The following is a 23,903-nucleotide window of genomic DNA, read 5'->3' as shown; positions in this document are numbered from 1 at the left end:
ATTAAAGGGAGGTTGCTGACATGAGCAACGCAGTTAACGGTTTATATAATTCGACCGGCGCTATACTCGTATTGTTTATCCTTCTAGTCATCATTGCAAAAACACTTTGCTTCTATTGAATAATAAAAAGGGGGAGTCCGGATGCCCGCAAGGCATCACGGACTTCCCCGATTTTTTGCATTGTGTTAGTTGTTGACGAAATCGTCGGACGGGCTCTTCGGACGGCGATTTTCGGTGCGGCCTTCGCCGCTGCGCTTGCTGCCGTAGCCGCTGCGTCCTTCATAGCCGCCTCGCGAGCCGCCTCCGCTGCCGTAGCTGCCGCGCTTGTCATCGCGGCCGCGATAACCGCCGCCTCCGCTGCCGCTGCGGGAGCCGCCGCTATAGCCGGAACGGTTAAACGGACGTCCATTCGAGCGGATATCCGGTCTGCGCTTCTTCGCGCGGAGCGGTTCTTCCGGCGTCAATTCGATGTCGACGTTTTTCTTCTCGCCAGTTAACAGCTTCATCGCCGCAGCAAGCAGCTGTACGGAATCATATTGCTCGAGCAGCTGGATCGCAATCGCTTTGTACTCCGCGAACTCTTCGTTCTGAACAACTTCCAGAACCCGCTCTGCCGTGACGCGCTGTTTCCCCTCAATCGCTTCCGCGATGCTTGGAAGCGGCTTACGGTTCATGCGTTGACGAGTGATACGCTCGATAAAATGCAAATGATCGATTTCACGCGGCGTAACGAAGGTCCAAGCCGTACCTTCCTTTCCGGCGCGGCCTGTACGGCCGATACGGTGTACATAGCTTTCCGGGTCTTGCGGCAAGTCGAAATTGATAACATGCGTGACGCCAGAAACGTCGAGTCCGCGTGCCGCAACGTCCGTTGCGACCAGCACGTCGATGCTGCCGTCGCGGAACTTGCGCATAACGTTATCCCGCTGGTTTTGGGACAAGTCGCCATGCAGGCCGTCTGCGGAGTAGCCGCGCTTCTGAAGCGCTTCGCTCAGCTCGTCTACCCGGCGCTTGGTGCGTCCGAAAATAATCGCAAGCTCCGGAGATTCCATGTCAAGCAAACGGCTAAGCGCTTCGAATTTTTGACGCTCGTGCACTTCAATATACGATTGCTCGATCGAAGGCGCCGTTACCTGCTTCGGAATAACGGATACATGCTCCGGATCCTTCAAAAATTGCTGCGCCAGCTTCTGGATATTAACCGGCATTGTGGCGGAGAACAGCATCGTCTGGCGCTCTTCCGGAACCATCTTCAGAATGGACTGAATATCCTCCATAAAGCCCATATCCAGCATTTCGTCCGCTTCGTCGAGCACGACGGTTTGCACGTCGTCAAGGCGGATCGTTTTGCGGTTGATGTGGTCAAGCAGCCTGCCCGGTGTTCCGATAATAATTTGCGGCTTCTTCTTCAAAGCGCGAATCTGGCGGCCGATTTCTTGTCCGCCATAGATTGGCAGCGAACGAAGGCCTTTGTATCGTGTAAGCTTACCGATCTCATCCGCCACCTGGATAGCGAGTTCACGGGTCGGCGTCATAATTAATGCAACGATGCGATCCTCGCTTGTTGGAATCTTGTTAATGAGCGGGATTCCGAATGCCGCTGTTTTTCCTGTGCCTGTCTGTGCTTGGCCAATTAAATCGCGGCCTGTCAATGCAACTGGAATGGACTTAGCTTGAATTGGGGTCGACTCTTCGAATCCAAGCTCTGTAATTGCTTGCAACACTTTAGGTTCCAAGCCGAAATCAGCAAATGTGTTCAATCTTTTCTCATACTCCTTCTATCTAAAGCCTGCTTATAGAATATCCAAACCATTATAGCACAAACAGGAATATGAATACCAGTTCGCTCGGAATAGCCATACTAATACGACAGCATTTATTGTTGGGAGCGATTGCAATGAATCTTCTTAGGAGACGCTATCTCCTGACCTTTCCGGTCATGACTCTTGGATCGCTGCTGGTGGCCGCGGGCTTTAATTTGTTCCTTATTCCCCACCAGCTGCTTAGCGGGGGGTTGTCCGGCATCTCTATGATGATCGGTTATATTACCGGCAGCAATATCGGCTGGCTATATTTCGTGCTGAACGTGCCTGTGCTCGTCTGGGGCTGGTTCGGCATCGGGCGAAGATTCGTGCTCTGGAGCACGTATAACGTGGTCGTCACGACGCTGTTCCTTCAGCTTGTGCCTGTCAAGCATATTGTGGAAGATATATTGCTCGGAGCCGTTTTCGGCGGCATTATCGTCGGCTTCGGCAGCGGTATAGCGCTGCGTTACGGCGGATCTTCCGGCGGATTCGATATTATCGCCTCCATCATAACGAGAAAGCGCGACCTGCCGATAGGGATGCTAATCTTTCTGCTTAACGGGCTTGTCATTGCGATTTTGATCTGCTTTACGCGAAATTGGGACTTGGCGCTCTATTCGCTCGCCGCCATTTTTACCGCGGGCAAAATTGTGGATTTGATCCATATTCGGCATTTAAAAGTTACCGCTTTTATTATTACGACGAAAACCGAAGAGCTGCTGGGAAAGCTGCTTACGCATCCCCGCGGCATCACCATTATTAAAACGAGAGGGGCCTTCTCGTCCACAGAAAAAGATATGCTGATGACCGTAAGGACGAAATTCGAGCTGGCCGAGCTGACCAAAACCATCAAAACGATAGACCCTCATTCGTTCATCAATATTGTCGAGACCGTCGGCGTCGTCGGCGATTTCCGCAGGCAAGACGCGACATAAATCTATGCAGGAACGGATTTTTCCAGTTATCGCTATGTTTTTGAATATGTTCCTGTTATAATGTCTATATCCCGCAGATTCATAAGTTGTACAGTTTCATGCCATAGGTTATCCCTGCTGCTTTCTTGTTCCGACAATTAGGATGAAAGGGTGAGCTAAGATGGATATGGAAACGGTCAAATTGTCTCTGATTGTAGAAAAACTTGCCCCTGAGCTCGGTCCTTTTCTCACTTCGCGCGAGATGGACCTCACCATTGTGCTGCGGGACGGCCTTGATTTGCTGGAGCCGGCAGACGCGATGGAAATCGTGCAGTACAGCATATGCAACGGGCAGAAACAAACTTTGCTGCAATAATCGGGTCACAACGCAATCCATGAGGCCAGCCGGCTAGTCCGGCTGGCCTTTTATTTCTTCTCCTAGAAAAAAACAGATGACCATGACAAGCCGTGTGCCTTATAATTTTGACAGAACGTTTACCCAAGAACGCCTGTGAGGAGAGAGCACAATGGACATCATCATAACGACCTTCCTTTTACTGTACAATTTGCTTACCGGATCAGGTGAAGACAGTGAAAACGCTAAAAAAATCGCAATCGCGTATTTGAACGCAACCGCCGGCGAAACAATTGTTCAGCCGGAAAGCCCGGTAGTGCCGGGAGAACCGGCGGGGCAGACAAATTCGGGGCAATCGCCGGCCAAAAAAGATCCGCAGCCGGATACTCCCCCTATCAAAGGCATTTACGTCACGGCTCACAGTGCCGGCGGATCCCGCATGGAATCCCTGCTCAAGCTTGTGGATGAGACAGATCTGAACAGCATGGTTATCGATATTAAAGATGACAATGGCTATATTACTTATCCGACAACAACGCCGGAGCTGCTCGAAATCGGAACGCCAAAAAAGTTTATCGGCGACATCGAGAAATTAATGTCGACCCTTAAACAGCACGATATTTATCCCATCGCAAGAATTGTGGTGTTTAAAGATACCGTCTTATCCGTGAAAAAGCCGGAGCTATCCTTCCTGCAGGCTGACGGCACGATTTGGAAGAACGGACGCGGCGAAAGCTTCGTGAATCCGTACCGCCAAGAAGTATGGGATTACAATATTGCGATCGCCAAGGAAGCGGCGAAGCTGGGCTTCAAAGAAATCCAATTTGATTACGTTCGATTTCCGGAAGGCTTCGAGAACCGTTCTGATTCGCTCACCTTTAATAAAACGGATGTCTCCCGCGTCGACGCGGTCGCCGGTTTCGTCAAATATGCGCGCGAGCAGCTTGAACCGCTTGGCGTAAGAGTGTCCGTCGACATATTCGGTTATGCGGCTTCGGTTCCAGCTGCGGAAGGCATCGGGCAAGATTTCGTGAAAATATCGAACGACGTGCACGTCATATCGCCCATGGTCTATCCGAGCCATTACAGCACAGGCTGGTTCAATCAGACTTCGCCGGACCGCAGTCCTTACGAGACGATTAAAGGCGCGATGGAAGATACGCACGAGAAGCTTAACGATACCGGGGAGCTCAAGCCGATCATTCGGCCGTGGATTCAAGATTTTACAGCAAGCTGGCTGGGCAAAGGAAATTATTTGAAGTATGGGAAAGCCGAGGTTGAAGCGCAAATTAAAGCGCTCCATGACTCGGGCATTAACGAATATTTGCTTTGGAACGCAGGCAACAAATATTCCCCAGGCGTCATTTATAAATGATTATACGTAAAACGGCGGGCCAGTTGGCCCGCCGTCTTCTTTTGCTCCGTGTTCAATTATTGAGAAAGCCGCAGCGCAAGATTGTACATATCCATATCGAACGGCTTCTTCGTATTCACAACCGTATCGATATCCGTTGTAACCAGCTCGCCTTTGACGACGCCGCAAGCTTTGCCCGAGTTGCCTTCAATCAGCTGTCTTACGGCGAAGTCGCCGAGTCGGCTGGCCAAAATGCGGTCAGCTGCGGTTGGCGTTCCTCCGCGCTGGATATGCCCAAGCACCGTTACCCTCGCTTCGATTCCGCTTAGCTCCGTAATTTTATTCGCTACTTCCTCGCCTTTGGCAGCACCCTCCGCGACCACGATAATACTATGGCGCTTGCCGTTGGCGAAGTTATGCTTCATCCGCTCCGCGACTACATTCAGGTCGAAAGGAACCTCCGGCACAAGAATCGTTTCGGCGCCGCTCGCCAGACCTGCGTAAAGCGCGATATCGCCGCAATGGCGTCCCATTACTTCGACAACGGATGCGCGTTCATGAGAGGACATCGTGTCGCGAATTTTGTTAATGGCGTCTACTACGATGCTTACCGCCGTATCAAAACCGATTGTCGTATCCGTACACGCGATATCGTTATCGATCGTTCCCGGCAAGCCCATCGTCTTAATACCGAGCTTGCTCAGCTTGTTCGCCCCTTGGTAGGAACCGTCTCCGCCGATTACGACCAAGCCGTCGATTCCTCGCTCGCGAAGGATTTCCGCCGCGCGCTGCTGGCCTTCCGGAGTCAGAAACTCTTTGCAGCGGGCCGTCTGTAGAATCGTGCCGCCGCGTTGAATGATGTCGCCTACGCTGCGAAGATCCATCGGACGCAAATCATTGTTCAGCAGACCTTGGTAGCCGCGCTGCACGCCGTATACTTCCAGTCCGTGATACAGAGCGCTGCGGACAACCGCACGAACGGCCGCGTTCATCCCTTGGGAATCTCCTCCGCTTGTCAATACTGCGATCGATTTTACTGCTGTCATAATAAAACTCCTCTACGCTATGATTAATGTTAGGTTTGCTGATTGCGTATCCAATTACTATTCACAAGGAAGAATAGGCGCGTAAGCGGGCTTCTCTTCATCAGCTGCTTCTTCACTTCCTTCACCTCCGACTGCTGCCGCACCTTCGGATCGGATAAATAAAGCGCGAGCAAGCCTTCGATAATCAGCCGGTGAAACCGCCAGGCAGGCAAAGACTTCACGTCTTCCCTAGCCCTGTTCACGATTAGGCCGATTCTCTCTACCAGAAGGCTCTTGTTCTCATAGTAATTGCAGAAATTCAAGTCCCCGCCGATATGGTCCTCTTCTTGATCAATTAAATAATCAAGCATAATATGTAGACCGCACACATGCGGGAAATAAATATGGCGTATGCTCTCGGCATCCTGAGCCGACAGATTCTCCTCGCTGGCCGCCAGAAACAGCATAAACATCCCCAGCGTCGAACCCGTTGCCGCGGCAAACTCATTCCATTTGAGATGCGGGTATTTAGTCTGGTGGCGCTCCCACCATGCGAGCAGCTGCGGCTCCCGAAGGTCCTTCCGAATATGCTTGTACACCTGCAAATCCCCGTACAGCCCCACCAGCTCCGTCACATGCTTGCGCACGCTCTCGTACGAAGGCAGTTTTGCCGCCTGGATTTGACAGGTACGGACCAAGTGGTGCAAATATCCGCCGTCATCGCTTTCGGCTCGCAGCCCGTAATAATCGATAAGCGGCGTTCCCGGATTAACGGCGTCCAGCATCGATTGATGCAGCAGCCGAAAATCATCCGGATCGAGCGAAGTGCTTCTGTCGCAAAGGTTGTCCAAATAGTCGCTGATCGTCTGAAGCGCAACGATTAACGGAATCAAGACATGCCGATAATCCAGATTTGCCGCCGCGTAGACGCCGCCTCCCTGGCAATGGAACTTTTTATCGTGCATGCTGTTGAGCGCTTGCGTCCTTAATTCTTGATCCGGAATAGCTTCAGCCAGCTTCTTCAGCTTGTCCAGCTCTGCCTCAACCCCGGGCAAGACATACTTATATACGCGATGCATCAGCTTAATCGGGCCTTTGGGCACCCTTCTGCCTGATAAAGTCGTTAGTCTCACGTCGCACCCCCTTATGAGAATCTTGTCATGAATGCCGGCGCGATTCCAATTCCTGATTCAAGCGATACCAGATATGCAAATCGTTAATTCGGCTCGCGTATTCCGCAATTTGAGCATTTAACAAGCATGAACGCTCAAAATTTTCTTCGTTGTTCAGCTCCGCTTGCTTTCCGTTAATCGATTGCTCCAGCTGCATTATAAGATCTGGAATCCGGCCGCGGATCAGCTCCCACTCTTCAATGATGCGGGCTTGTACTTCGCGGCTGTACAGCTCCCATTCCCGTTCCAGCTCAGGCAGATGAATGTGAAGCCTTTCGTTCCAAACAAAACGATAATCCGCCATCATAAACCTCCACTCATAAATGTACCATTTCGCCTCGCAATAATCCAGCCACAAATCGGAAAGCAACCGTGCTATACTGATTAACAGCCGGCTAGTATGAAGGCATTGTAAATTCATGCTGGACCAAGGAATCCGCATAGTAGAGATGGAGTGAAACTACAGCTATGACTGAAACAGAAAAAGCAGCGACTGCGATATCTTCCACTGCCAGACAGGAGACGCTCGCTTTGCGGGCTTTTAATTTTTCCACCTTTTCCACGCAAGCGCTCGTTGTGTCTTTTATTCCTTTATATTTTATGACGAAAGGCTTCTCCGAGAGCCAAATCGGCATTTTATATTCTTCTGGACTTTTTGTATCCATTTTCGCCAATATCATTACCGGGCTTGCAAGCGACAAATACCGGACAATCCGCAAAATATTAATTGCGCTGTTATTCGGGCAGCTGGCGATGATTTCGCTGCTTTTTCCGATTGAAAACTTCGCGATGGTATGCGTAGTGATGACCGCTTTTTATTTTTTCCAGACGCCGATCAACCCGTTAAGCGATAGCCTCATCCTGCTCTCAAGCCAGTATACGGGGACGCCGTATGCGCTCGTTCGAATATTCGGCTCGCTCGGCTTTGCATTGAGCGCCTACGGACTGGGGCTGCTTCTCAAAGGCATCGGCTCGGAATGGACAATTCTTGTCGCGCTATGCACGGTTGCGACTTCGCTGGTGCTGACGATCTTTATAAGAGACTACCAGGGTTCGTCTCGTAAAATCGAGTTTTCGGGCTTTTTTAAGCTGCTTCGTCAACGAAATGTAATGCTGTTTTTTTCTCTGATCCTGCTTGTTTCGATCTCGCATCGGATGTACGAAAGCTTCCTTGCGGTCACGATGCGGCAGCTCGGGGCGAGCGACTCGCTCGTTGGACTTGCTTTGCTTGTCTCGGCGGCCAGTGAAATTCCGATCCTATTCCTTCTCGGCAAATACGGGCATAAGCTGAAGGAATTGCCGCTGCTCGTCTTCGCCTCGCTCATGTACGGGCTTCGCCTATGGTTTATGAGCGAAATCGAAGATCCCCGCTGGATCGTTGCGACGCAGGCTATGCACAGCGTTTCCTTCGGCGTCTATTTCTCGACAGCGCTAAGGTATATCTCGCATCTCATCCCGGACGAATACCGCGCTTCGGGCCAAGCGGTCTACACCGTCATCTGGACTGGCGTCGCCGGTCTCGTCAGCGGCGTGCTCGGCGGCCTCATCTACGAGCAATTCGGCCGCATAATGTTCTACCACATCGCAACCGGCATCGCAGGCGCGGCGGCCGCAGGCTTCCTGCTCTTCTTCTTCAGCCGCTTCAGCAAGGGCTGAGCGGGAGAAGTCGGTTGGCTGCTGGACGCATATATTCGCGCCACACGTGCTTATTTCGTCCGACTGGCTGCTCCGGACACACTTAGTTGCGCCGCACGTGCTTATTTCGTCCGGCTGGCTGCTCCGGACACACTTAGTGTGCCACACGTGCTTATTTCGTCCGGCTGGATGCTCCAGACACACTTATTTGCGCCACACGCGCTTATTTCGCCCAGTTTGTTGTCTCGGACTCACTTAGTTGCGCCACACGTGCTTATTTCGTCCGGCTGGCTGCTCTGAACTCGTTTAGTTGCGACACACGCGCTTATTTCGTCCAACTGGCTGCTCCGAACACACTTAGTTGCGCCACACGTGCTTATTTCGCCCGGCTGGCTGCTCTGAACTCGTTTAGTTGCACCACACGTGCTTATTTCGCCCGGTTTGCTGTCTCGGACACACTTAGTTGCGCCACACGCGCTTATTTCGTCCGGCTGGCTGCTCCGGACACACTTAGTTGCGCCGCACGTGCTTATTTCACTCGTCTGGGTGCTCCGGACACACTTAGTTGCACCGCACGTGCTTATTTCACTCATCTGGTTGCTCCAGACACACTTAGTTGTGCCACACGTGCTTATTTCGTCCGGCTGGCTGCTCCGAACACACTTAGTTGCGCCACACGTGCTTATTTCGTCCGGCTGGCTGCTCCGAACACACTTAGTTGCGCCACACGTGCTTATTTCGTCCGGCTTTCTGCTCTGAACTCGTTTAGTTGCGCCACACGCGCTTATTTCGCCAAGTTTGCTGTCTCGGACTCATCTAGTTGCACCACACGTGCTTATTTCGTCAAACTGGCTGCCCCAGACACTTTTAGTTGCACCACACGTGCATAGTTCGACCGGCTGGCTGCTCTGAATTCGTTTAGTTGCGCCACACGTGCTTATTTCGTCCGGCTGGCTGCTCTGAATTCGTTTAGTTGCGCCACACGTGCTTATTTCGTCCGGCTGGCTGCCCTAGCACTTTTTGTTACGCAACCATTTGCCACGCCTACTTGTTCAGTGTGACCTCTTCTCCGGACACATTTAATTACTCCGTAAAAGCTTAACCCACCAAATGTTACTCCGGCCATTCTCACTCACTACGACTCTCCTAATTATTAGAAAATAGAAGAGTAAAATTGTCACAGTACGCATAAACGATATGCAGCCCATAGCGTAATAAAATTTAAATTATTGGAGATAAAAAAGTGCGGTTTCTTCAACCAAAAATTCGTGATGACGTTTAAGCGTTGGTCTTGCTGGCCTTATTAGGCCTTTTTCAATAAGTGATTTAACAACAAGCCGACTAAATGTCGTTTTTTTCTGTATAAGTCCGCAAACCTCATCGATTTTAAATGATTGGCGAGAAACGGCAAAGGCACGAATGATTTCTTTCTCGTAAATGTTTAACTCATGTTGCTCTCTGCTTGTAAACTTCGCGACCATCTCTTGAACGAATGCTCTGCACAAGTGCCCCTTCTTCTCCAGTTCATCCCAACTAAAGGGGATATAAGTGATCCCATGCAAAAGCATCGTGCGGATACGCTGTTTTTCGAAATCGAAGCGGCTTCTCGTGATCGTTTCCGCGTGGGCGCTGTAGCCTTCGCATTCGAAGGAGGAGCGGTAGGGACAGTAAAACACATCAAGAAAAATACTTATTCCGCCTGGCCCTTTGATTTCGTATTCCAGCACAAATCCCTCGAAGCTTTTAAAAACCGGCCAAAGCGCTTCTTTAAAAAGCTTGATTGTGCCGGTTAAATCCTTTTCCAGCATCTCCCTTCGCCTTGGGCTTGCTTCCGCTTTCTGTTTTTGCAGAAATAGGTCAAATTGCCTTTCAAATAGCTTATCATGCATGCTACCGCCTCCTAAAATAAGAAAATGGACATAAAAAATGCGCTGTCCGCCCTCCAACGAGAACAAACAGCGCATGCTTTACGCTACCGCTATAATAGCAACATCATAACACAAGCCATAAGCATTACGAAAGAGTACGCGAAACAAAGCGTGTGCTAAACAACATGCTTTGAATGATAACGCGTACGTTGAACAATCAATGTGCCTTGAACGATAAAGCGTACTTTGAACAATTCAATCTACGTGCCCTGAACGAAAAAGCGTACTTTGAACAATCCAATCAACGTGCCCTGAACGATAAAGCGTACATTGAACAATCCAATCAACGTGTCTTGAACGATAAAGCGTACATTGAACAATCCAATCAACGTGTCTTGAACGATAAAGCCGTACATTGAACAATCAGTGTGCACAGTGTACCTTGAATGATAAAGCGTACATTGAACAATCAGTGTGTCTTGAACGATAAAGCGTACATTGAACAATCAATGTGCGACTTAGCGCGGTTTCTAACAAAAGATCTGTGTTAAAGCTAAGCGCCTACGTGGAACAAATGATGAGTGTTGAACGAAACTGCTTCCTTTAGCAAACAGTGTGCCTTGTACGAGTGTACATACATCGATCAATCAATGTGCGTTCAACCAAGCTCGTGCTTCGAACAAACGGTATGGGATTAAAGCTAACTTTTAATGAAACGAACGATATGTGCTGAACTGACGGTATATACTGGACGATTAGGCGTATGTTGAACAAAAAAAATGCACTAAGCCACGCGGCGGATAATGACTTCGTTGTAACGCAGACCCTGCTTGCATTGAAAAAAAGGATCGGGCTGTCACAACTTGCAAGGCTCGATCCGCAGCAATAAAAAGAGGCCCCCGCATGGGGAGCCTTTTTGTCGTGGTCGTATGCTTTATAATCCGATAAACCTATAGTTTGTGGACGTTGGCCGCTTGAGCGCCGCGGTTACCTTCCGTGATATCGAATTCAACCGCCTGGCCTTCTTCCAGGGACTTAAAGCCATCGCCTTGAATCGCAGAGTAGTGGACAAATACGTCTTCTCCGTCCTCCACTTGAATGAAACCGTAGCCTTTCTCTGCGTTAAACCATTTTACTGTACCTTTCAACGTGCATAACCTCCTAGAATGTTCCGCTGTCTCGGGACAGCGTGAGATCATTATACCGATCCGGTATTCAAAATGCAATTCCAGCTATTTTTCACAAGTTTAGCCTTCGATTACAATTTCAAGGAATTGATTCGAGTCCGGAATAAAAGGCAGCGATGAGTTTTTCAGCGCCGGCGCACCGCCTTCTCTCCGAATCATCTCCATCAAACCCTCCAGCTTCTCATACGGCTTCCAGTGCAGCGAAATTAACGGATAGATGCGAACCTTTCCTCCGGGCCTGCATACTCTCATCAATTCCCGCACCGCATTCTCGTGAAACGAATAGCCGAATTGCTCTGCGTATAAAAACAGGAAGTGGCTGCATAAGACGAGCGAAAATTCGTGGTCTTGATAAGGAAGCTTAGGCAGCGAACCTCCCTTATAACAGAATACCCCATCTTCCGACTGAACATGTGAGGCAAATTTCGTGAGCGATGCTTCCCTGCCTTCGCGATGCCGGTCGATCGAGCCGTAATAGCTCCAGTCAAAACGATCCTTCAGCGCATCGAGCTTTGCTGTCGAGGTCGCGATCTCTTCCCTTGCCTCAGCGATCCATTTCTGAACATCCCCGCCATAACGGGGATCGACCGCAAAGGCTTGGTAGCCGCGGCTTCTCGCTTCTGCAGTGAACGATGAGCCTCCTGCAGCCACATCCAAAATTGGTCCAGTGCTCAGCTCTGCTTCCGTCAGCCCGAACATCGACAAGTACTCCTCGTACCCTCTGCAGGTCATCGCTACTCCGACTTGCTCGTAAATCTGTTGTGACATTCCTCATCTCTCCTCTTCTCAACTCGTCTTTTTCAAAACCTAAGCTCATCTCGATCACCATTCATCAGCCGTTTGTATTGATTACCGCAACCAGAATGGCTATCATGTTAACTATACCATAATTCACTAATTAAAGGTGGAACCGTCATGTTTAAAAAACACCAGATTTATAAAACCGATAAGTACAACATGCTTACTGTTGAAGTGCAGGGCAAGACGCTAATCGTTCGAGAGATCACCGACCAGTGGGGCGAAGAGTGCCACACGTTCGTCAGCCGACCGCAGCTCATGCATTGGGCGGAAAACCGTTTTCGCGAAGACGATTTTGTTGGACGCGAGGAAGAACGGGAAGCGATTATGAACGCGCTTCGGGAAGTGTAGCGCGGGCCGCGGCGTTTGAATCGCCTTCTTTGCTTTCAAAAAAAAGGAAATGGACTGTGCGCCAGCGAACATATCGTTACGGCGGGCCGCATAGTTAACGATAGGGGGTTGATCAGACAGTATGGACATGGCGACATCTACCATTATTTTTATCATTGCGGCATTTGCCCTTGGCGCCGTCACGATTATGAAACGCGATTCCTTGCCGCCAAAAATGCGAAGGGGACTGGCGCTTATTTCGCTTGTCATGATCGCGTTCGCTTTTTTCCTAATTGTGTACGCGTTATTTACGATGGGCGAAGGAACGCTTTAACGGACGGATAATGCCGGGCCTTTCGGGACATAGTACTGACAAACTGTGTCTTGAGAGGTGATGCAAGCATGAAGTGGCTTCCTTTGCTGCTGGCGGTTACCTTGACCCAAGGCGCCGCTGCCGATTCCATCCGCGTCAGTACACGCGCTGAAGGCCCTAAGCAACATCATTCATCCATACCGAGGAGGAATACTATGAGCAACGTACCTAAACGTTCTGAAACGGCGGTCGAATACCGCTGGAAGCTGGAAGACCTGTTCCCGAATCAAGAAGCTTGGGACAAAGAATACGCAGAAGCCAAGCAATTGATCAAAAAAGCGGCAGACTTCCAAGGCAAGCTCAAAGACGCCGCGCAGCTGAAAGCATGCTTTGAGCTGGAGGATGAGCTTTCGCTTCACGTTGAGCGCCTTTACGTGTACGCCAACATGCGCCATCACGAAGATACAGCTGAACCGGGCTTCCAAGCGCTGTCCGACAAATCGAAAAAGCTCAGCGTGGAAACAGGCGAGGCGTTATCCTTTGTAACGCCGGAGGTGCTCAGCTTATCCGACAGCGAGCTGGATGCGATGATCAATAACGAGTCGCTCGCGAAATACCGCCATACGCTCGAAGAGATGAGAAGACAAAAAGCGCATGTCTTATCGAAGAGCGAGGAAGCGCTGCTTGCCCAAGTCGGCAATGTCAGCACCGCGCCCGGCACGATCTTCAGCATGCTGAACAACGCGGATTTGAAATTCCCGAAGGTGAAAAACGAAAAAGGCGAAGAAGTCGAGTTAACGCACGGCCGCTATATTCAGTTCCTGGAGAGCAAAAACCGCGACGTGCGACGTGAAGCCTTCAAAGCGATGTACGATACATACGGCAAGCTGAAAAACACGCTCGCTTCGACGCTGAATGCGAACGTGACAAAAAATATTTTTTACGCGAAGGCTCGCAAATACGATTCTGCGCTCGGAATGTCGCTGTATGGCGATAATATTCCGAAGGAAGTGTATACGAATCTGATCGACACGATTCATAAGCATTTGCCGCTGATGCACCGTTATATGGAGCTTCGGAAGCGCCTGCTCGGACTCGATGAGCTTCATATGTACGACTTGTTTGCGCCGCTTGTGGAAGAATTCGATATGGAGATCAGCTACGAGGACGCGAAGAAAACGATCAAAGAAAGCTTGAAGCCGCTCGGCGACGATTATTTGAACGTGCTTCAGGAAGGCTTCGATCAAGGCTGGATCGACGTTTACGAGAATGAAGGTAAGCGAAGCGGCGCCTACAGCTGGGGCGCTTACGGCACCCATCCTTATGTGCTTCTGAATCACAAAGATAATTTGAACAGCATGTTTACGCTGACGCATGAGATGGGCCACGCGCTGCATTCGTACTATTCGGACAACAACCAAAATTATAGGGATGCGCAATATACCATCTTCCTGGCTGAAGTTGCTTCTACGTTAAATGAAGCGCTGCTGATGGACTACTTGCTCGGCAAGTCGACGGACGCAAAGGAAAAAATGTACCTGCTCACCTACTATGCGGACCAATTCCGCACGACGGTATTCCGTCAAACGATGTTTGCCGAGTTTGAAAAAATCGTGCACGAGCGCACGGAAGCCGGCGAATCGTTGACGCCGCAAGAGCTGAGCAAGATCTACTACGATCTGAATAAGCTTTATTACGGGCCGGGAATGGTTGTCGATCAGGACATTGAAATGGAATGGGCGCGCATTCCGCATTTCTACAACAGCTTCTATGTGTACAAATACGCGACGGGCTTCTCTGCCGCAACCAGCTTCTCGAAGCAGATTTTGGAGGAAGGCGAACCGGCAGTGGAACGTTACCTCGGCTTCCTGAAGAGCGGCGGCAGCGACTTCTCGATCAACATCCTGAAGAAAGCCGGCGTCGATATGTCGACTCCGGAGCCGATCGAGCAGGCGATGAGCGTGTTCGAAGAGCTGATCGGGCAGATGGAAGAGCTGACTTCAAGCAGGAATGTGAAGTAATTGGCGTTTAATAGAAAAGCCTCGGGCCGCCTTAGGGCCTGAGGCTTTTTTGGTGTATCGGGAGCGGCAGCGTTGCGGGAATTGCAAGCCGGGTTTTACGGCTTACGGGCAGCGTTGCGGATGAGCTCTGTAAGCCGGGTTTTACGGCTTACGGGCAGCGTTGCCGCGCGGATGAGCTCTGTAAGCCGGGGTTTACGGCTTATATGCGGCACTGCTGCGCAAGCAGCAAGTTAAAGCAGCTGGCCGATGGCGAAAGCCAGCAGGCCGGCGAAAAGCGACGACAGGAGGTTCACCCTGTCGTTGTTCAGCGCGGCAAAGCCGCGCACATGCCGCGCCGCGCGACCGCAATGCTCGGCGCGCTCCGTTTCGCTGCCGCACACTTGGCAGCGAAACATGGCCTGGCCGGTGGCGCCGAGCAGCGAATCGGCGAAGGCCCCGGCCAGGCCGGCGGCGGCCGCTGCGGCGATCAGCGCCGCCGCCGCAGCGGCTTCGCCGGGCTCGCCCGCAGCTGCGCCGGCGGGCTGCGCCAGCAGCAGCGCGGCGACGGCGCCGATGAACGCGGCGCCCGCGAGCGCTGCCGCGCTGCCGAGCGGCGTCACTCCGCCGCTCGTCCCAGCCAATACCTTCTTGCCGCTCAATATCGATCGCGGCGCCGTACGGCTGAGGGCCCCGATTTCGGTAGCCCAAGTGTCCGCGTTCACGGCAGCCATCACGCCGATGAACGCGAACAGCCACCCCTCATGGGGCCACAGCGCATGAGCGGCGCACAGCAGCAAGCCCGCGCCGCCATTCGCCCAGACCTGGCCGGCGTCCCGGCGGCTGCCTTTGGCGTAATTCGCTTCCGCGTCCGCTTTCTTCCGCGAATGCCGCTTCCATTTCGACCAGAACGAAGACGAAATAAAAAACGCGATCAGCACCCCGAACCAGACCGGCTCTCCGAGCGTCACATATCCTGTTCCCATAATAAAAGCCGACCACGCTCCGGATCCGGATAAGGAACGGGCGCGGTAAGCTAGTCCTGCGCATAGACCGCTGCCTATAATAGCGGCAAGCAGCCTGAGCCACCATTCATCGATTATGCCAACCATAGATAATTCCCTTCATATGATACGAATTGGAATACCGTGCTACAGCTTAAACCAGCGGAATGCGCTTGCCTTTATCCGGCCGGTAACGCTCTTGCCCATACTCGCTGTAACCTCGCGCCAGCGGTCCGGGTAATTGGTGCAAATCAGCAGGTTGGGGTCAAGCTCAATCATTTTGCGGATCGCGCGTTTTTCATTTACCGTCCAAGCCATCGTCTGAATGCCGGCTTTATTCAGCTGCTCGATTCTTGCTTTGTTCAGCTTAGAATAACCAATGGATAAAAAGTCCGATTTCATCTCGCGGAGCTCTTGGAGAAGCGTATTCCGCCATCCGTCTAGAATAAGCCCGATCCTTACATTGTCCGACAGCTTCCGCATCCGTCTGAGCGTATTGAAGTCGAAGGACGTGAACACGACATCCTCCTCCATCTGATGGGCATATACCCGCTCAAGCGTTTTGGCTTCAATGTCCGGATAACGAATGCCGTCCGTCTTCAGCTCGATATTCAGCTTGCAGCGGCCTTTCGCTTCGCGCAATACTTCATCCAGCGTCGGAATCGATTCCCCTTTGAACTTAGGCGAGAACCAGCTGCCGGCATCCAGCGACGCAAGCTCCGCCGCTGTCCAATCGCGCACCTCGCCTCGGCCATTTGTCGTTCGGCGCAAGTTATAGTCATGGATAACAACAGGGACGCCGTCCTTGCTGAGCTGAACATCCAGCTCTATCCACTTCACATCGGGCGCTTCAAGCGCCATACGGAAAGCAGCCATCGTATTTTCCGGCGCGCGGCCTGACCAGCCTCGATGCGCGACGCACGGATTTCTCATCATGTAATCTTCCTTTCCCCTACCCTGCAAGCTCAAAAACATCTCTATATCGACTTATTGGATCGGCACAATAGCTCCTTCGTTATCCAGCTTAACGCCGAAGGAAACGGAGGTTAACCGGTCGAGCACCTTCTGCGCGGGCTCTCCCTCGAGCGGGATCGGCTGGGACTCGATGACATGCATCGGATTAAATTTCAGCTGACAATCTCCTTCTTTATCGCAAACCGCGTCAAGCACACCCGTTTCCCCGAGCAAGCCGGATGGATTGGAAGCATAAACGAAGTTCCCTAAACTGTATGCGATCCATTTGCCTTTATATGTCTCAAAACCTTGCAGCACATGCGGATGGCTGCCGACCACCAGATCAGCCCCCGCATCAATGTACTGCCGCGCGTAATCTCGTTGCAATTCCTCAGCCGTATCCTTGCCGTCCTCTCCCCAATGAACCATAACGACTACGATATCCGCCTCTTCTTCCGCTTTCCGAATCGCAGCTACCGTACGCGTCGTATCGTAGGTTTCCGCAATTCCGGGCACATTGCTGTCCGCTTTCAACGTTGCAAAAGGAATGACCTCGCTCACCCCAATGTAAGCGACCTTTAACCCTTTGGCCTCCATCAAAAGCGGGGCAAAAGCTTCCTTGTCGTTCTCGCCGACTCCCATATACCCTATGCCGGCTTCCCGCAAATGCTTCATCGTATCCCGCATGCCCTCTAGTCCTTGGTCGAGCGCATGGTTATTCGCAAGGCTCATGACGTCGAACCCGGCATCCCGCATAGCAGGCAAAGCGTCCGGCGATCCTTTATAGACATACGGCGTATTCTCAATCGGCGTTCCGCCTGTTGTAACCGGCAGCTCCAGGTTACCGGCCATAATATCCGGTTCGCTTAAGTAAAGCTGCACTTGCTGGTATGGGAAATCGTATCCCTTCGCCGCCATAATGCTCGAAATATATTCGCCAGGCAGCATGTCGCCGACAAACGACAGGCTGACCTGTTCCGCAGCTTCATTTACAATTCCAGGCTCAGCGCTTGGCTCCGGCGTCTCCGCTGCGGCTTCATCATCCGATGCATCCGGCGTTTCTTCCGGTGTTCCTCCCGGCGTTTCCGATGGCGCATTCGCATCCACTTGCGGATGATCGTCCGAGCTTCCGGTCAATCCATCCGATGACGATTGTTCTTTTCCGAATGAAAGCCAATCGGGCAGCCCTCCCGTTTGACTTAAGGTCAGTCCGGCGCCCGTTAATAGAATAATAGAACCGGCAATAGCAATAGACAGACGAACCGTCTTGCGGCGCCGCTTCTCACGCTGCGCTTTCTCCTTCTGGCGCGATTCCGATCTGGATAATGACATGGGACGTCTCCTTCTCTCCTAAGAAGCTCTTAAAGTTACTAGACTCCCTCATTATACCGTCTCGAAAGGGCGTTGCGAAGCTACTCTTCTAAAATATCGTTACCGAAGCAGCTCCGCAGCCGCTTCTTTACCTTGCCGAATGCAATCCGGCAGCCCGACTCCGTCAAATGCGGCGCCTGTAATCCATAAGCCCGGCAAATCTTTTTTCACTCTGGCGCGCAGCGCATGCATCCGGTCGATATGACCGACAGGATATTGAGGCATCGAGGACTCCAGCCTTGTTATCTCTGTAAAAATCGGTTCGGCGGTTATGCCCATCGTCTCCCGAATATCCTTCCGTACGGCGGCGATCAGCTGATCGTCGGGAAGCTTGGGGCTTTCCTGATCCTCGGAATGTCCGACATAGCAGCGCAGCAGCACCTTATCTTCCGGACTGGAATGAAGCCATTTGCTAGACGTCCAGGTGCACGCTGTAATATGCAGCCCTTCTGAACGCGGAACAACAAAACCGGAACCGTCGAAATCGAGGCCGAATGTTTTTTTCTCAAAAGCCATCACGACGTTGGCTACCGACACGTAACGGATAGCCTTCAGCTCTTCCACATCTGTCAACGGCTCTAGCAGCTTGGCCGCGGCAAATGCCGGCACCGTTACCAAAACGCGGTCCGCCTCGAGCCGTTCTCCGTCAGCAAGAACAACCGTATATCCTTCCGTTGTTTTCTCCAGCCGTTCCGCTTTTACGCCAAGTCTGCGGTCTGCTTTAGACAGCGCTTGGTCAAGCGCCCGGACCATCGTCGACAATCCGCCTTTGAACGTTAAGAACGTGTTTCCTTTGGCCTTCGCCGAAGCCGCAGCAGCCGTCGCTTTCCGATTTGCCATCATGCCCCGGATCAAGCTGCCGTGCTTCCGCTCGGATTCGGCGAATTGCGGGAATGTCGCCTTAAGGCTCAGCTTCTTCAAATCTCCCGCGTAAATGCCTGCAAGCAGCGGCTCCGCAATACGCCGCATAATTTGCGTGCCTACCCGGCGCTCGATGAATCCGCCCAGCGATTCATCGCCTACGGCCGGCTTCGCCGGGAGCACCAAGTCCATCAGCGCCCGCAGCTTGCCGCTCAAGGACAGCAGCGAGCTTCCGATAAACGGCTTGATCTCTGTCGGAATGCCAAGCACGAGTCCGGGCGGCATCGCATGGAGCTTTTTGTTATGCATAATGTACGTTTTTTTCGCGCCCGGATTCGTTGCCGTCAGCTCGTCCGACAGCCCAAGCTCGTTCGCGAGGTCGATAATCGCCTGCTTTCGCGCCAGGAAAGAATCCGGCCCTTTTTCGATGACGAAGCCGTCACGCTGCAGCGTATTAATTTTTCCTCCGAAGGACGGGGCCTCTTCTACAATCGTCAAGCGCACCTGTCGTCCTTGCCGCTCCGCTTCCCGCTGCAAATAAAAAGCGGAGCTCAGTCCGCTGATCCCCCCGCCAATAATGACAATTCGATCAATCGTTTCTGCACTCCGCATATCCTTCAATCCTTTCTATCTATTCCGCTGCCGTCATAACCGATTCCGCTAAAGTTTCCATATAAAGCGGATCGCGGTTCAGCATCGCAATGCGATCAAGCGTTATGCCAAGCTTCTCAGCTTCCGCTTTCGCTTCTATATCAAGGTCATACAAGACTTCTAGATGATCCGATACGAATCCGACAGGCGCGACAAGCACGGCCTTTACGCCTTCCTCGGAAAGCGCGGCGAGCGTGTCCAAAATATCCGGTCCGAGCCACGGCTCCCTTGTCCGTCCCGCGCTTTGCCAGGTGAATTGCCAGTCCGTTACGCCTGCAGCTTCCGCTACCGCAGCCGACGTTTCAAGCAGCTGCTTCTCGTAAGGATCGCCCATCTCCCTGATTTTCTCAGGCAGACTGTGCGCGCTGAACAGCACCTTCGTACGCACAGCCTCGCCAGCTTCCTTCGCCAATGCCGCCAGACCGTTCGTCACTCGCTCCGTTAATGCCTGGATCAGCTTCGGATGGAGATGATAATGCTCGACGAATGACATCGCGATTCCGAGCTCCTCGGCTTTCTCCTTCGCTCTCTTAATATATCCGCCCACGCTCATGACGGAATAATGCGGCGCCAGCACAATGCCGACCGCCTTCTTGATGCCCGCTTTCGCCATTTCCTCGACGCCGTCTTCTATATAAGGGCGAGCATGCTTCAGCCCCTGGAAACAAACATATTGTCCGGGAGCAAGCGTGTCCAGCTTATCCTGAAGTCCAGCGACTTGTCCGTTCGTATTCTCGCGCAGAGGGAATACGCCTCCGACAATCGCTTCGTAGCGGTCCTTCAGCTCCGTCAGCTGCTCCGGAGTCGGAGGATGACCGCGTCTGATATGGGTGTAATAAGCTTCTACGTCGTCCATCGATTCGGGCGTGCCGTACGACATGACGAGTACGCCGATTTTTCCTGCTGCATTAGACATGCTCCGCTTCCTCCTTACGTTCCGCCCCGATTGCCTTCTCCGAATAATCATGGATAAATGCTGTCAGCTCCGCAAGCTTCTCGAGGGAAGCTTCAGGGAATAAGCCATGTCCAAGATTAAAAATAAACCCAGGCTCCTGCAAGCCCTGATCCATAATGTCCTTCGCATATGATTCAATCACGCTCATCGGAGCCGTAAGCACGGTTGGATCCAAGTTGCCCTGCACCGCGAACTGATGGTTCAACCTGCGGCGGCCTTCCGCGATGCTTACGCGCCAGTCGAGTCCGATAACGTTCGCTTGCACCTTGTGCAGCTCCGGCAGCAGCTCGCCCGAGCTAATGCCCGGAAAATAAATTTTCGGCTGCGGCAAATCCGACAGCTCGCGGAATATCCGCTCGATGGTCGGCAGCACGAACGTGCGGAAATCAGCCGGTGACAGCGCGCCTACCCAGCTGTCAAACAGCTGGAACGCTTTGCCGCCCGCCGCCATATGCGCCCGCAAATACGCAACCACCATATCGCCGAGCTTGCGCATCAGCTCGTGCCATACCTTCGGCTCGCTGTACATCAGCTCTTTGGTGCGCAAATAATTTCTAGAAGGCCTTCCTTCGATCAAATAGCTGGCAATTGTAAAAGGAGCGCCCGCAAAAGTAATGAGCGGCACCTTCAGCTCGCGGTCCAATATCCGAATCGTCTCCAGCACGTGACCGAGGTCGCCTTCCACATCGATCGGTTTTAGGCGTTCCACATCCGCCGCATTGCGAATCGGATTATGAATGACCGGCCCGACATTCGCGACAATATCGAAATCGATGCCGATCGAAGCTACCGGATTCATAATATCGGAGTAAAGGATGGCCGCATCTACGCCCAGCTTGCGCACCGGCATCATCGTCACTTCCGCTGCCAGCTCCGGCTGCTTGCAAATTTCAAGCAATGTATATTTTTCTTTAATTTTACGATAGTCGGGATCGTATCTTCCTGCTTGCCGCATATACCATACCGGCACACGATCCACGAGTTCCTTCCGGCTAGCCCGAATGAAACGGTCGTTATAAGACATCCCCGTTCCCCATTTCTATGTAGTGTCATCTGTTTACCATTATGCCCTTTTTGGCGGACCCTAACAACCGTTGTAAGGCTGCTTCCTATGACAATAGTATGACAATCGGAAGGCGATTGCATGAAGACTCGATGAAAGGTGGCATCGCGCAAAAACATAGAAGCACGGCTGTTAGCTTAGAAGCTGAACAGTCGTGCTTTGTGAATTCAATCAATCTTTTATTTAGGGAGTTGAAGGTGTCGGCATAATCGGATTTTCAAGCATATAGGCATATGTCGGATCGTAATAACCCGTAAAGTTTACTTCCGCTGACATCTCGCCGCTTGCCCCTACCGAATACCTGACGGAATCGACGTTTACGACGCGAGGCAGCTTCTGCAGCTCTACAAGCCAGCCTCTTACCTCACTGTAAGCCCCTTGAATAACCGTCTGTACTTTCAGTTCTCCAACCGTCGGAAACAACGGTTCCGAACCGCCTGCAATAGCCTGAATCTGGTTCGTATCCGAGACGCTGAAAGAGATGCTGCTAAGGCTCGTATTCGTTGCAGCCGCCAACTCTTTCATGCTAACGACCATTTGCTCCGTATTGTCCCAGAGCGGGAGCGCCTTTTGGACATCGTCCGGCAGATCTTTCGTTTTCTCTTTTTTATTCGCAAGCACCTTCTGAAGCATTGCGTTCTGTTCCTCGAGCTGGGCCACTTGACGCTTCTGTTCCTCCACTTCCTTGAAGGATGGGCGCAGCACGATCAGAAAGATGACGAGCAAAAGAAGGAACATAGCTATAATCGCGATGATCGACATGGACTGGGATTTATTCAGACTCATTGGCTGCCGGCACCTCCTCACCATTGTCCTGCTTCTCGGCTTCGTCTTTCCACTTCATCTCGTAACGAGCCGTCCATTCCTCGCCCGTCCCGGAATAGCCTTGGAGCGCCGCTCCACCTGAATATTCAAATGTGCGGAGCGCTGTTAAATAGTCGGCAATATGCTGCATGTCCGCGAACTTCACGGTCAGCGCAACCGAACCCGGCTTTGCGTATTCGAGTGTCTGCAGCAGTGCGCCTACAGGCAGCTGGTCGTGCAAGTAATCGAGCACCTGGACCGCATCCTGACGATTCTGGACGATTGCTTGAATGACGGCTTCCGGATCGGCGTTCGACGAGCTTTGATTGTTCAAATTCGTGAGCTCCGCTTCCAATAACGCATTGCTTTGCGCAAGCGCCTCCGCTTGCCGTTTCTTATCGTCAATGCTTGCCGCATTCCAACCGTACATGATGAAGATAGCAGCTACGCCTATTACCCAGATCAGCCCGGCAATGACGAGCCGGATCGGCAAGCTTTTGGATCGGACGAGCCGTTCCGGCAGCAAATTAATGACGTCCGGTTTATTGTCGCGAATCGCAAGACCGAACGGGATGCGGAAATCATCCCCCTTCACGCCTTGCGCACTCGGAGTCAAATCGTCGAAAACGACGCTTTCGACGCGCATCTCCGCATTCAGGTCGCAGAAGGCTTCAATAAAGCGGTCGCGTCCCTTCAAGCTTCCCGTTATTACCGTATGCGTGATGCGGGACTCGCCCTCATGAATGCTGTATTGGTAAAAGTTCAACAAACGAGCGATCTCCGCGTTCATGCTGGCAACAACCTCAGGCGCTAACCCGTCTTCTCCGATCGCGTATTGCTCATATTCGTTCATCACCCGCATAAATACCGGATAACCGTTATGGAACATATAGATCTCAATATTCGCTTTGTCTAAATGAATTAGCATCGTGCTTTCGAGCGACGTTTGAAGCTTCTGCTGAACAGCGCGGGCAAGCGCGAAGGAGGCTAGATCGGCTTGCCTCAGCTTCAGCCCCGCCCCCTCCAGAAGCTGCATACATTGTTGAATCCACTTCAGCGGTGACGCATACACCAGAACCTGCTGCTTGCCGTCTTCTAGTCCCGTCTGTATGAAATCGTAAACCGGCGTTTCGAATGGAAGATGCAGCGCGGTCTCTACCTCGAGCTCGACAAGCTGTTTCAGCTCTCTGGCATTAGCCGCATCGAATTTAAGCTTTCGAATTATAACTTGGGAGGTTGGCACCGCTACCGTGACGGTTGCGCCGAGCAGCTTTTCCGCTTTCACCCAGCTATGAATGCTATCGCGCAGTTCATCAAGGGCCGTGAATTGATCGTCCAGAATATGTCCTTGCTCGAACGGCAAAAAGCCGCATCTTTCGATTTCCCAGCCTTTTTTATTTTTTACTTTGGCATATCGGATCCCCGACTGGTCAATCGTTAAGCCTACCCGATCCGCGTTAGAAAACGAAAACATGCTCGATCACATC

At 52.0% G+C, this 23,903-nt stretch carries 23 protein-coding genes; 8 read left to right on the top strand and 15 right to left on the bottom strand.

Features of this window, described 5'->3' with window-relative positions; all coding sequences use genetic code 11:
- The first annotated feature begins 20 nt into the window (after positions 1-20).
- Positions 21-119, top strand: a complete 99-nt coding sequence (locus D3P08_RS27675) for a sporulation protein YjcZ (protein WP_119598857.1) — start codon at positions 21-23, stop codon at positions 117-119.
- A gap of 66 nt (positions 120-185) precedes the next feature.
- On the opposite strand, the gene cshA is transcribed toward D3P08_RS27675, so the two are convergent.
- Positions 186-1,760, bottom strand: coding sequence for a degradosome RNA helicase CshA (cshA, locus tag D3P08_RS07370; RefSeq protein ID WP_119598856.1), 1,575 nt, complete (start codon positions 1,758-1,760; stop codon positions 186-188).
- Between the two features lie 137 nt (positions 1,761-1,897).
- Between cshA and D3P08_RS07365 the strand changes: the two genes are divergently transcribed.
- From D3P08_RS07365 to D3P08_RS07355, 3 genes are all read left to right on the top strand, one after another.
- On the top strand, positions 1,898-2,740 hold the full coding sequence (locus D3P08_RS07365) for a YitT family protein (RefSeq protein ID WP_119598855.1): 843 nt from the start codon (positions 1,898-1,900) through the stop codon (positions 2,738-2,740).
- A 160-nt stretch (positions 2,741-2,900) separates the two neighbouring features.
- Entirely contained in the window at positions 2,901-3,095 is a 195-nt protein-coding gene (locus D3P08_RS07360; RefSeq protein WP_119598854.1) for a hypothetical protein, read from the top strand.
- Positions 3,096-3,246: 151 nt separating this feature from the next.
- Positions 3,247-4,449 (top strand): putative glycoside hydrolase, encoded by a 1,203-nt coding sequence (locus tag D3P08_RS07355; RefSeq protein WP_119598853.1) that lies wholly within the window; start codon positions 3,247-3,249, stop codon positions 4,447-4,449.
- A gap of 56 nt (positions 4,450-4,505) precedes the next feature.
- Here D3P08_RS07355 and pfkA read toward each other — a convergent pair whose 3' ends face one another.
- The 3 genes from pfkA to D3P08_RS07340 all read right to left on the bottom strand — a co-directional run bounded on the left by pfkA (position 4,506) and on the right by D3P08_RS07340 (position 6,929).
- Positions 4,506-5,474: a 6-phosphofructokinase gene (gene pfkA, locus D3P08_RS07350; protein ID WP_119598852.1), complete on the bottom strand. Its 969-nt coding sequence runs from the start codon at positions 5,472-5,474 to the stop codon at positions 4,506-4,508.
- Between the two features lie 29 nt (positions 5,475-5,503).
- Entirely contained in the window at positions 5,504-6,532 is a 1,029-nt protein-coding gene (locus D3P08_RS07345; protein ID WP_119598975.1) for a tetraprenyl-beta-curcumene synthase family protein, read from the bottom strand.
- Positions 6,533-6,611: 79 nt separating this feature from the next.
- A complete protein-coding gene (locus D3P08_RS07340; RefSeq protein ID WP_119598851.1) occupies positions 6,612-6,929 on the bottom strand; it encodes a hypothetical protein in 318 nt (105 codons plus the stop codon).
- A gap of 164 nt (positions 6,930-7,093) precedes the next feature.
- On the opposite strand from D3P08_RS07340, the gene D3P08_RS07335 reads away from it, so the two are divergent.
- Positions 7,094-8,281 (top strand): MFS transporter, encoded by a 1,188-nt coding sequence (locus D3P08_RS07335; RefSeq protein WP_119598850.1) that lies wholly within the window; start codon positions 7,094-7,096, stop codon positions 8,279-8,281.
- Between the two features lie 1,205 nt (positions 8,282-9,486).
- Here the strand turns inward: D3P08_RS07335 and D3P08_RS07330 are convergent.
- From D3P08_RS07330 to D3P08_RS07320, 3 genes are all read right to left on the bottom strand, one after another.
- Positions 9,487-10,149: a hypothetical protein gene (locus D3P08_RS07330; protein WP_119598849.1), complete on the bottom strand. Its 663-nt coding sequence runs from the start codon at positions 10,147-10,149 to the stop codon at positions 9,487-9,489.
- A 929-nt stretch (positions 10,150-11,078) separates the two neighbouring features.
- The gene (locus D3P08_RS07325; RefSeq protein ID WP_119598848.1) at positions 11,079-11,276 is read right to left on the bottom strand and encodes a cold shock domain-containing protein; all 198 of its coding nucleotides are present in this window, start codon (positions 11,274-11,276) and stop codon (positions 11,079-11,081) included.
- 99 nt (positions 11,277-11,375) lie between these two features.
- Positions 11,376-12,083, bottom strand: coding sequence for a methyltransferase domain-containing protein (locus D3P08_RS07320; RefSeq protein ID WP_119598847.1), 708 nt, complete (start codon positions 12,081-12,083; stop codon positions 11,376-11,378).
- A gap of 147 nt (positions 12,084-12,230) precedes the next feature.
- On the opposite strand from D3P08_RS07320, the gene D3P08_RS07315 reads away from it, so the two are divergent.
- The 3 genes from D3P08_RS07315 (at position 12,231) to pepF (ending at position 14,777) form a co-directional block, all read left to right on the top strand.
- Entirely contained in the window at positions 12,231-12,464 is a 234-nt protein-coding gene (locus D3P08_RS07315; protein ID WP_119598846.1) for a hypothetical protein, read from the top strand.
- Between the two features lie 121 nt (positions 12,465-12,585).
- Positions 12,586-12,777, top strand: a complete 192-nt coding sequence (locus tag D3P08_RS07310) for a hypothetical protein (RefSeq protein ID WP_119598845.1) — start codon at positions 12,586-12,588, stop codon at positions 12,775-12,777.
- 194 nt (positions 12,778-12,971) lie between these two features.
- Positions 12,972-14,777 carry an oligoendopeptidase F gene (gene pepF / locus D3P08_RS07305; protein ID WP_119598844.1) on the top strand — a complete coding sequence of 602 codons (1,806 nt, stop codon included), beginning with the start codon at positions 12,972-12,974 and terminating at the stop codon, positions 14,775-14,777.
- A 230-nt stretch (positions 14,778-15,007) separates the two neighbouring features.
- Here the strand turns inward: pepF and D3P08_RS07300 are convergent, their stop codons facing one another.
- The 8 genes from D3P08_RS07300 to pilM form a co-directional block, all read right to left on the bottom strand.
- Positions 15,008-15,865 carry a DUF92 domain-containing protein gene (locus tag D3P08_RS07300; protein WP_119598843.1) on the bottom strand — a complete coding sequence of 286 codons (858 nt, stop codon included), beginning with the start codon at positions 15,863-15,865 and terminating at the stop codon, positions 15,008-15,010.
- A gap of 39 nt (positions 15,866-15,904) precedes the next feature.
- Positions 15,905-16,693 (bottom strand): glycerophosphodiester phosphodiesterase, encoded by a 789-nt coding sequence (locus D3P08_RS07295; protein WP_338068708.1) that lies wholly within the window; start codon positions 16,691-16,693, stop codon positions 15,905-15,907.
- 51 nt (positions 16,694-16,744) lie between these two features.
- Complete coding sequence (locus D3P08_RS07290) at positions 16,745-18,043, bottom strand: CapA family protein (RefSeq protein ID WP_119598841.1); 1,299 nt, start codon at positions 18,041-18,043, stop codon at positions 16,745-16,747.
- A gap of 99 nt (positions 18,044-18,142) precedes the next feature.
- Positions 18,143-19,555 carry a protoporphyrinogen oxidase gene (hemG, locus tag D3P08_RS07285; RefSeq protein ID WP_119598840.1) on the bottom strand — a complete coding sequence of 471 codons (1,413 nt, stop codon included), beginning with the start codon at positions 19,553-19,555 and terminating at the stop codon, positions 18,143-18,145.
- Between the two features lie 19 nt (positions 19,556-19,574).
- On the bottom strand, positions 19,575-20,510 hold the full coding sequence (hemH, locus tag D3P08_RS07280; protein ID WP_119598839.1) for a ferrochelatase: 936 nt from the start codon (positions 20,508-20,510) through the stop codon (positions 19,575-19,577).
- Positions 20,503-21,573: a uroporphyrinogen decarboxylase gene (hemE, locus tag D3P08_RS07275; protein WP_119598838.1), complete on the bottom strand. Its 1,071-nt coding sequence runs from the start codon at positions 21,571-21,573 to the stop codon at positions 20,503-20,505. The genes hemH and hemE overlap by 8 nt, the downstream gene beginning before the upstream one ends.
- Positions 21,574-21,795: 222 nt before the next feature.
- Positions 21,796-22,398, bottom strand: a complete 603-nt coding sequence (locus D3P08_RS07270; RefSeq protein ID WP_119598837.1) for a Med9 domain-containing protein — start codon at positions 22,396-22,398, stop codon at positions 21,796-21,798.
- The gene (gene pilM, locus D3P08_RS07265) at positions 22,385-23,890 is read right to left on the bottom strand and encodes a pilus assembly protein PilM (protein WP_119598835.1); all 1,506 of its coding nucleotides are present in this window, start codon (positions 23,888-23,890) and stop codon (positions 22,385-22,387) included. The genes D3P08_RS07270 and pilM overlap by 14 nt, the downstream gene beginning before the upstream one ends.
- Positions 23,891-23,903: the final 13 nt, after the last annotated feature.

Source organism: Paenibacillus nanensis (genome assembly GCF_003583765.1).
Lineage (GTDB): Bacteria > Bacillota > Bacilli > Paenibacillales > Paenibacillaceae > Pristimantibacillus > Pristimantibacillus nanensis.
Note: the sequence above shows the minus strand (reverse complement) of the source record. Positions and strands in the feature narration are given on the sequence as shown.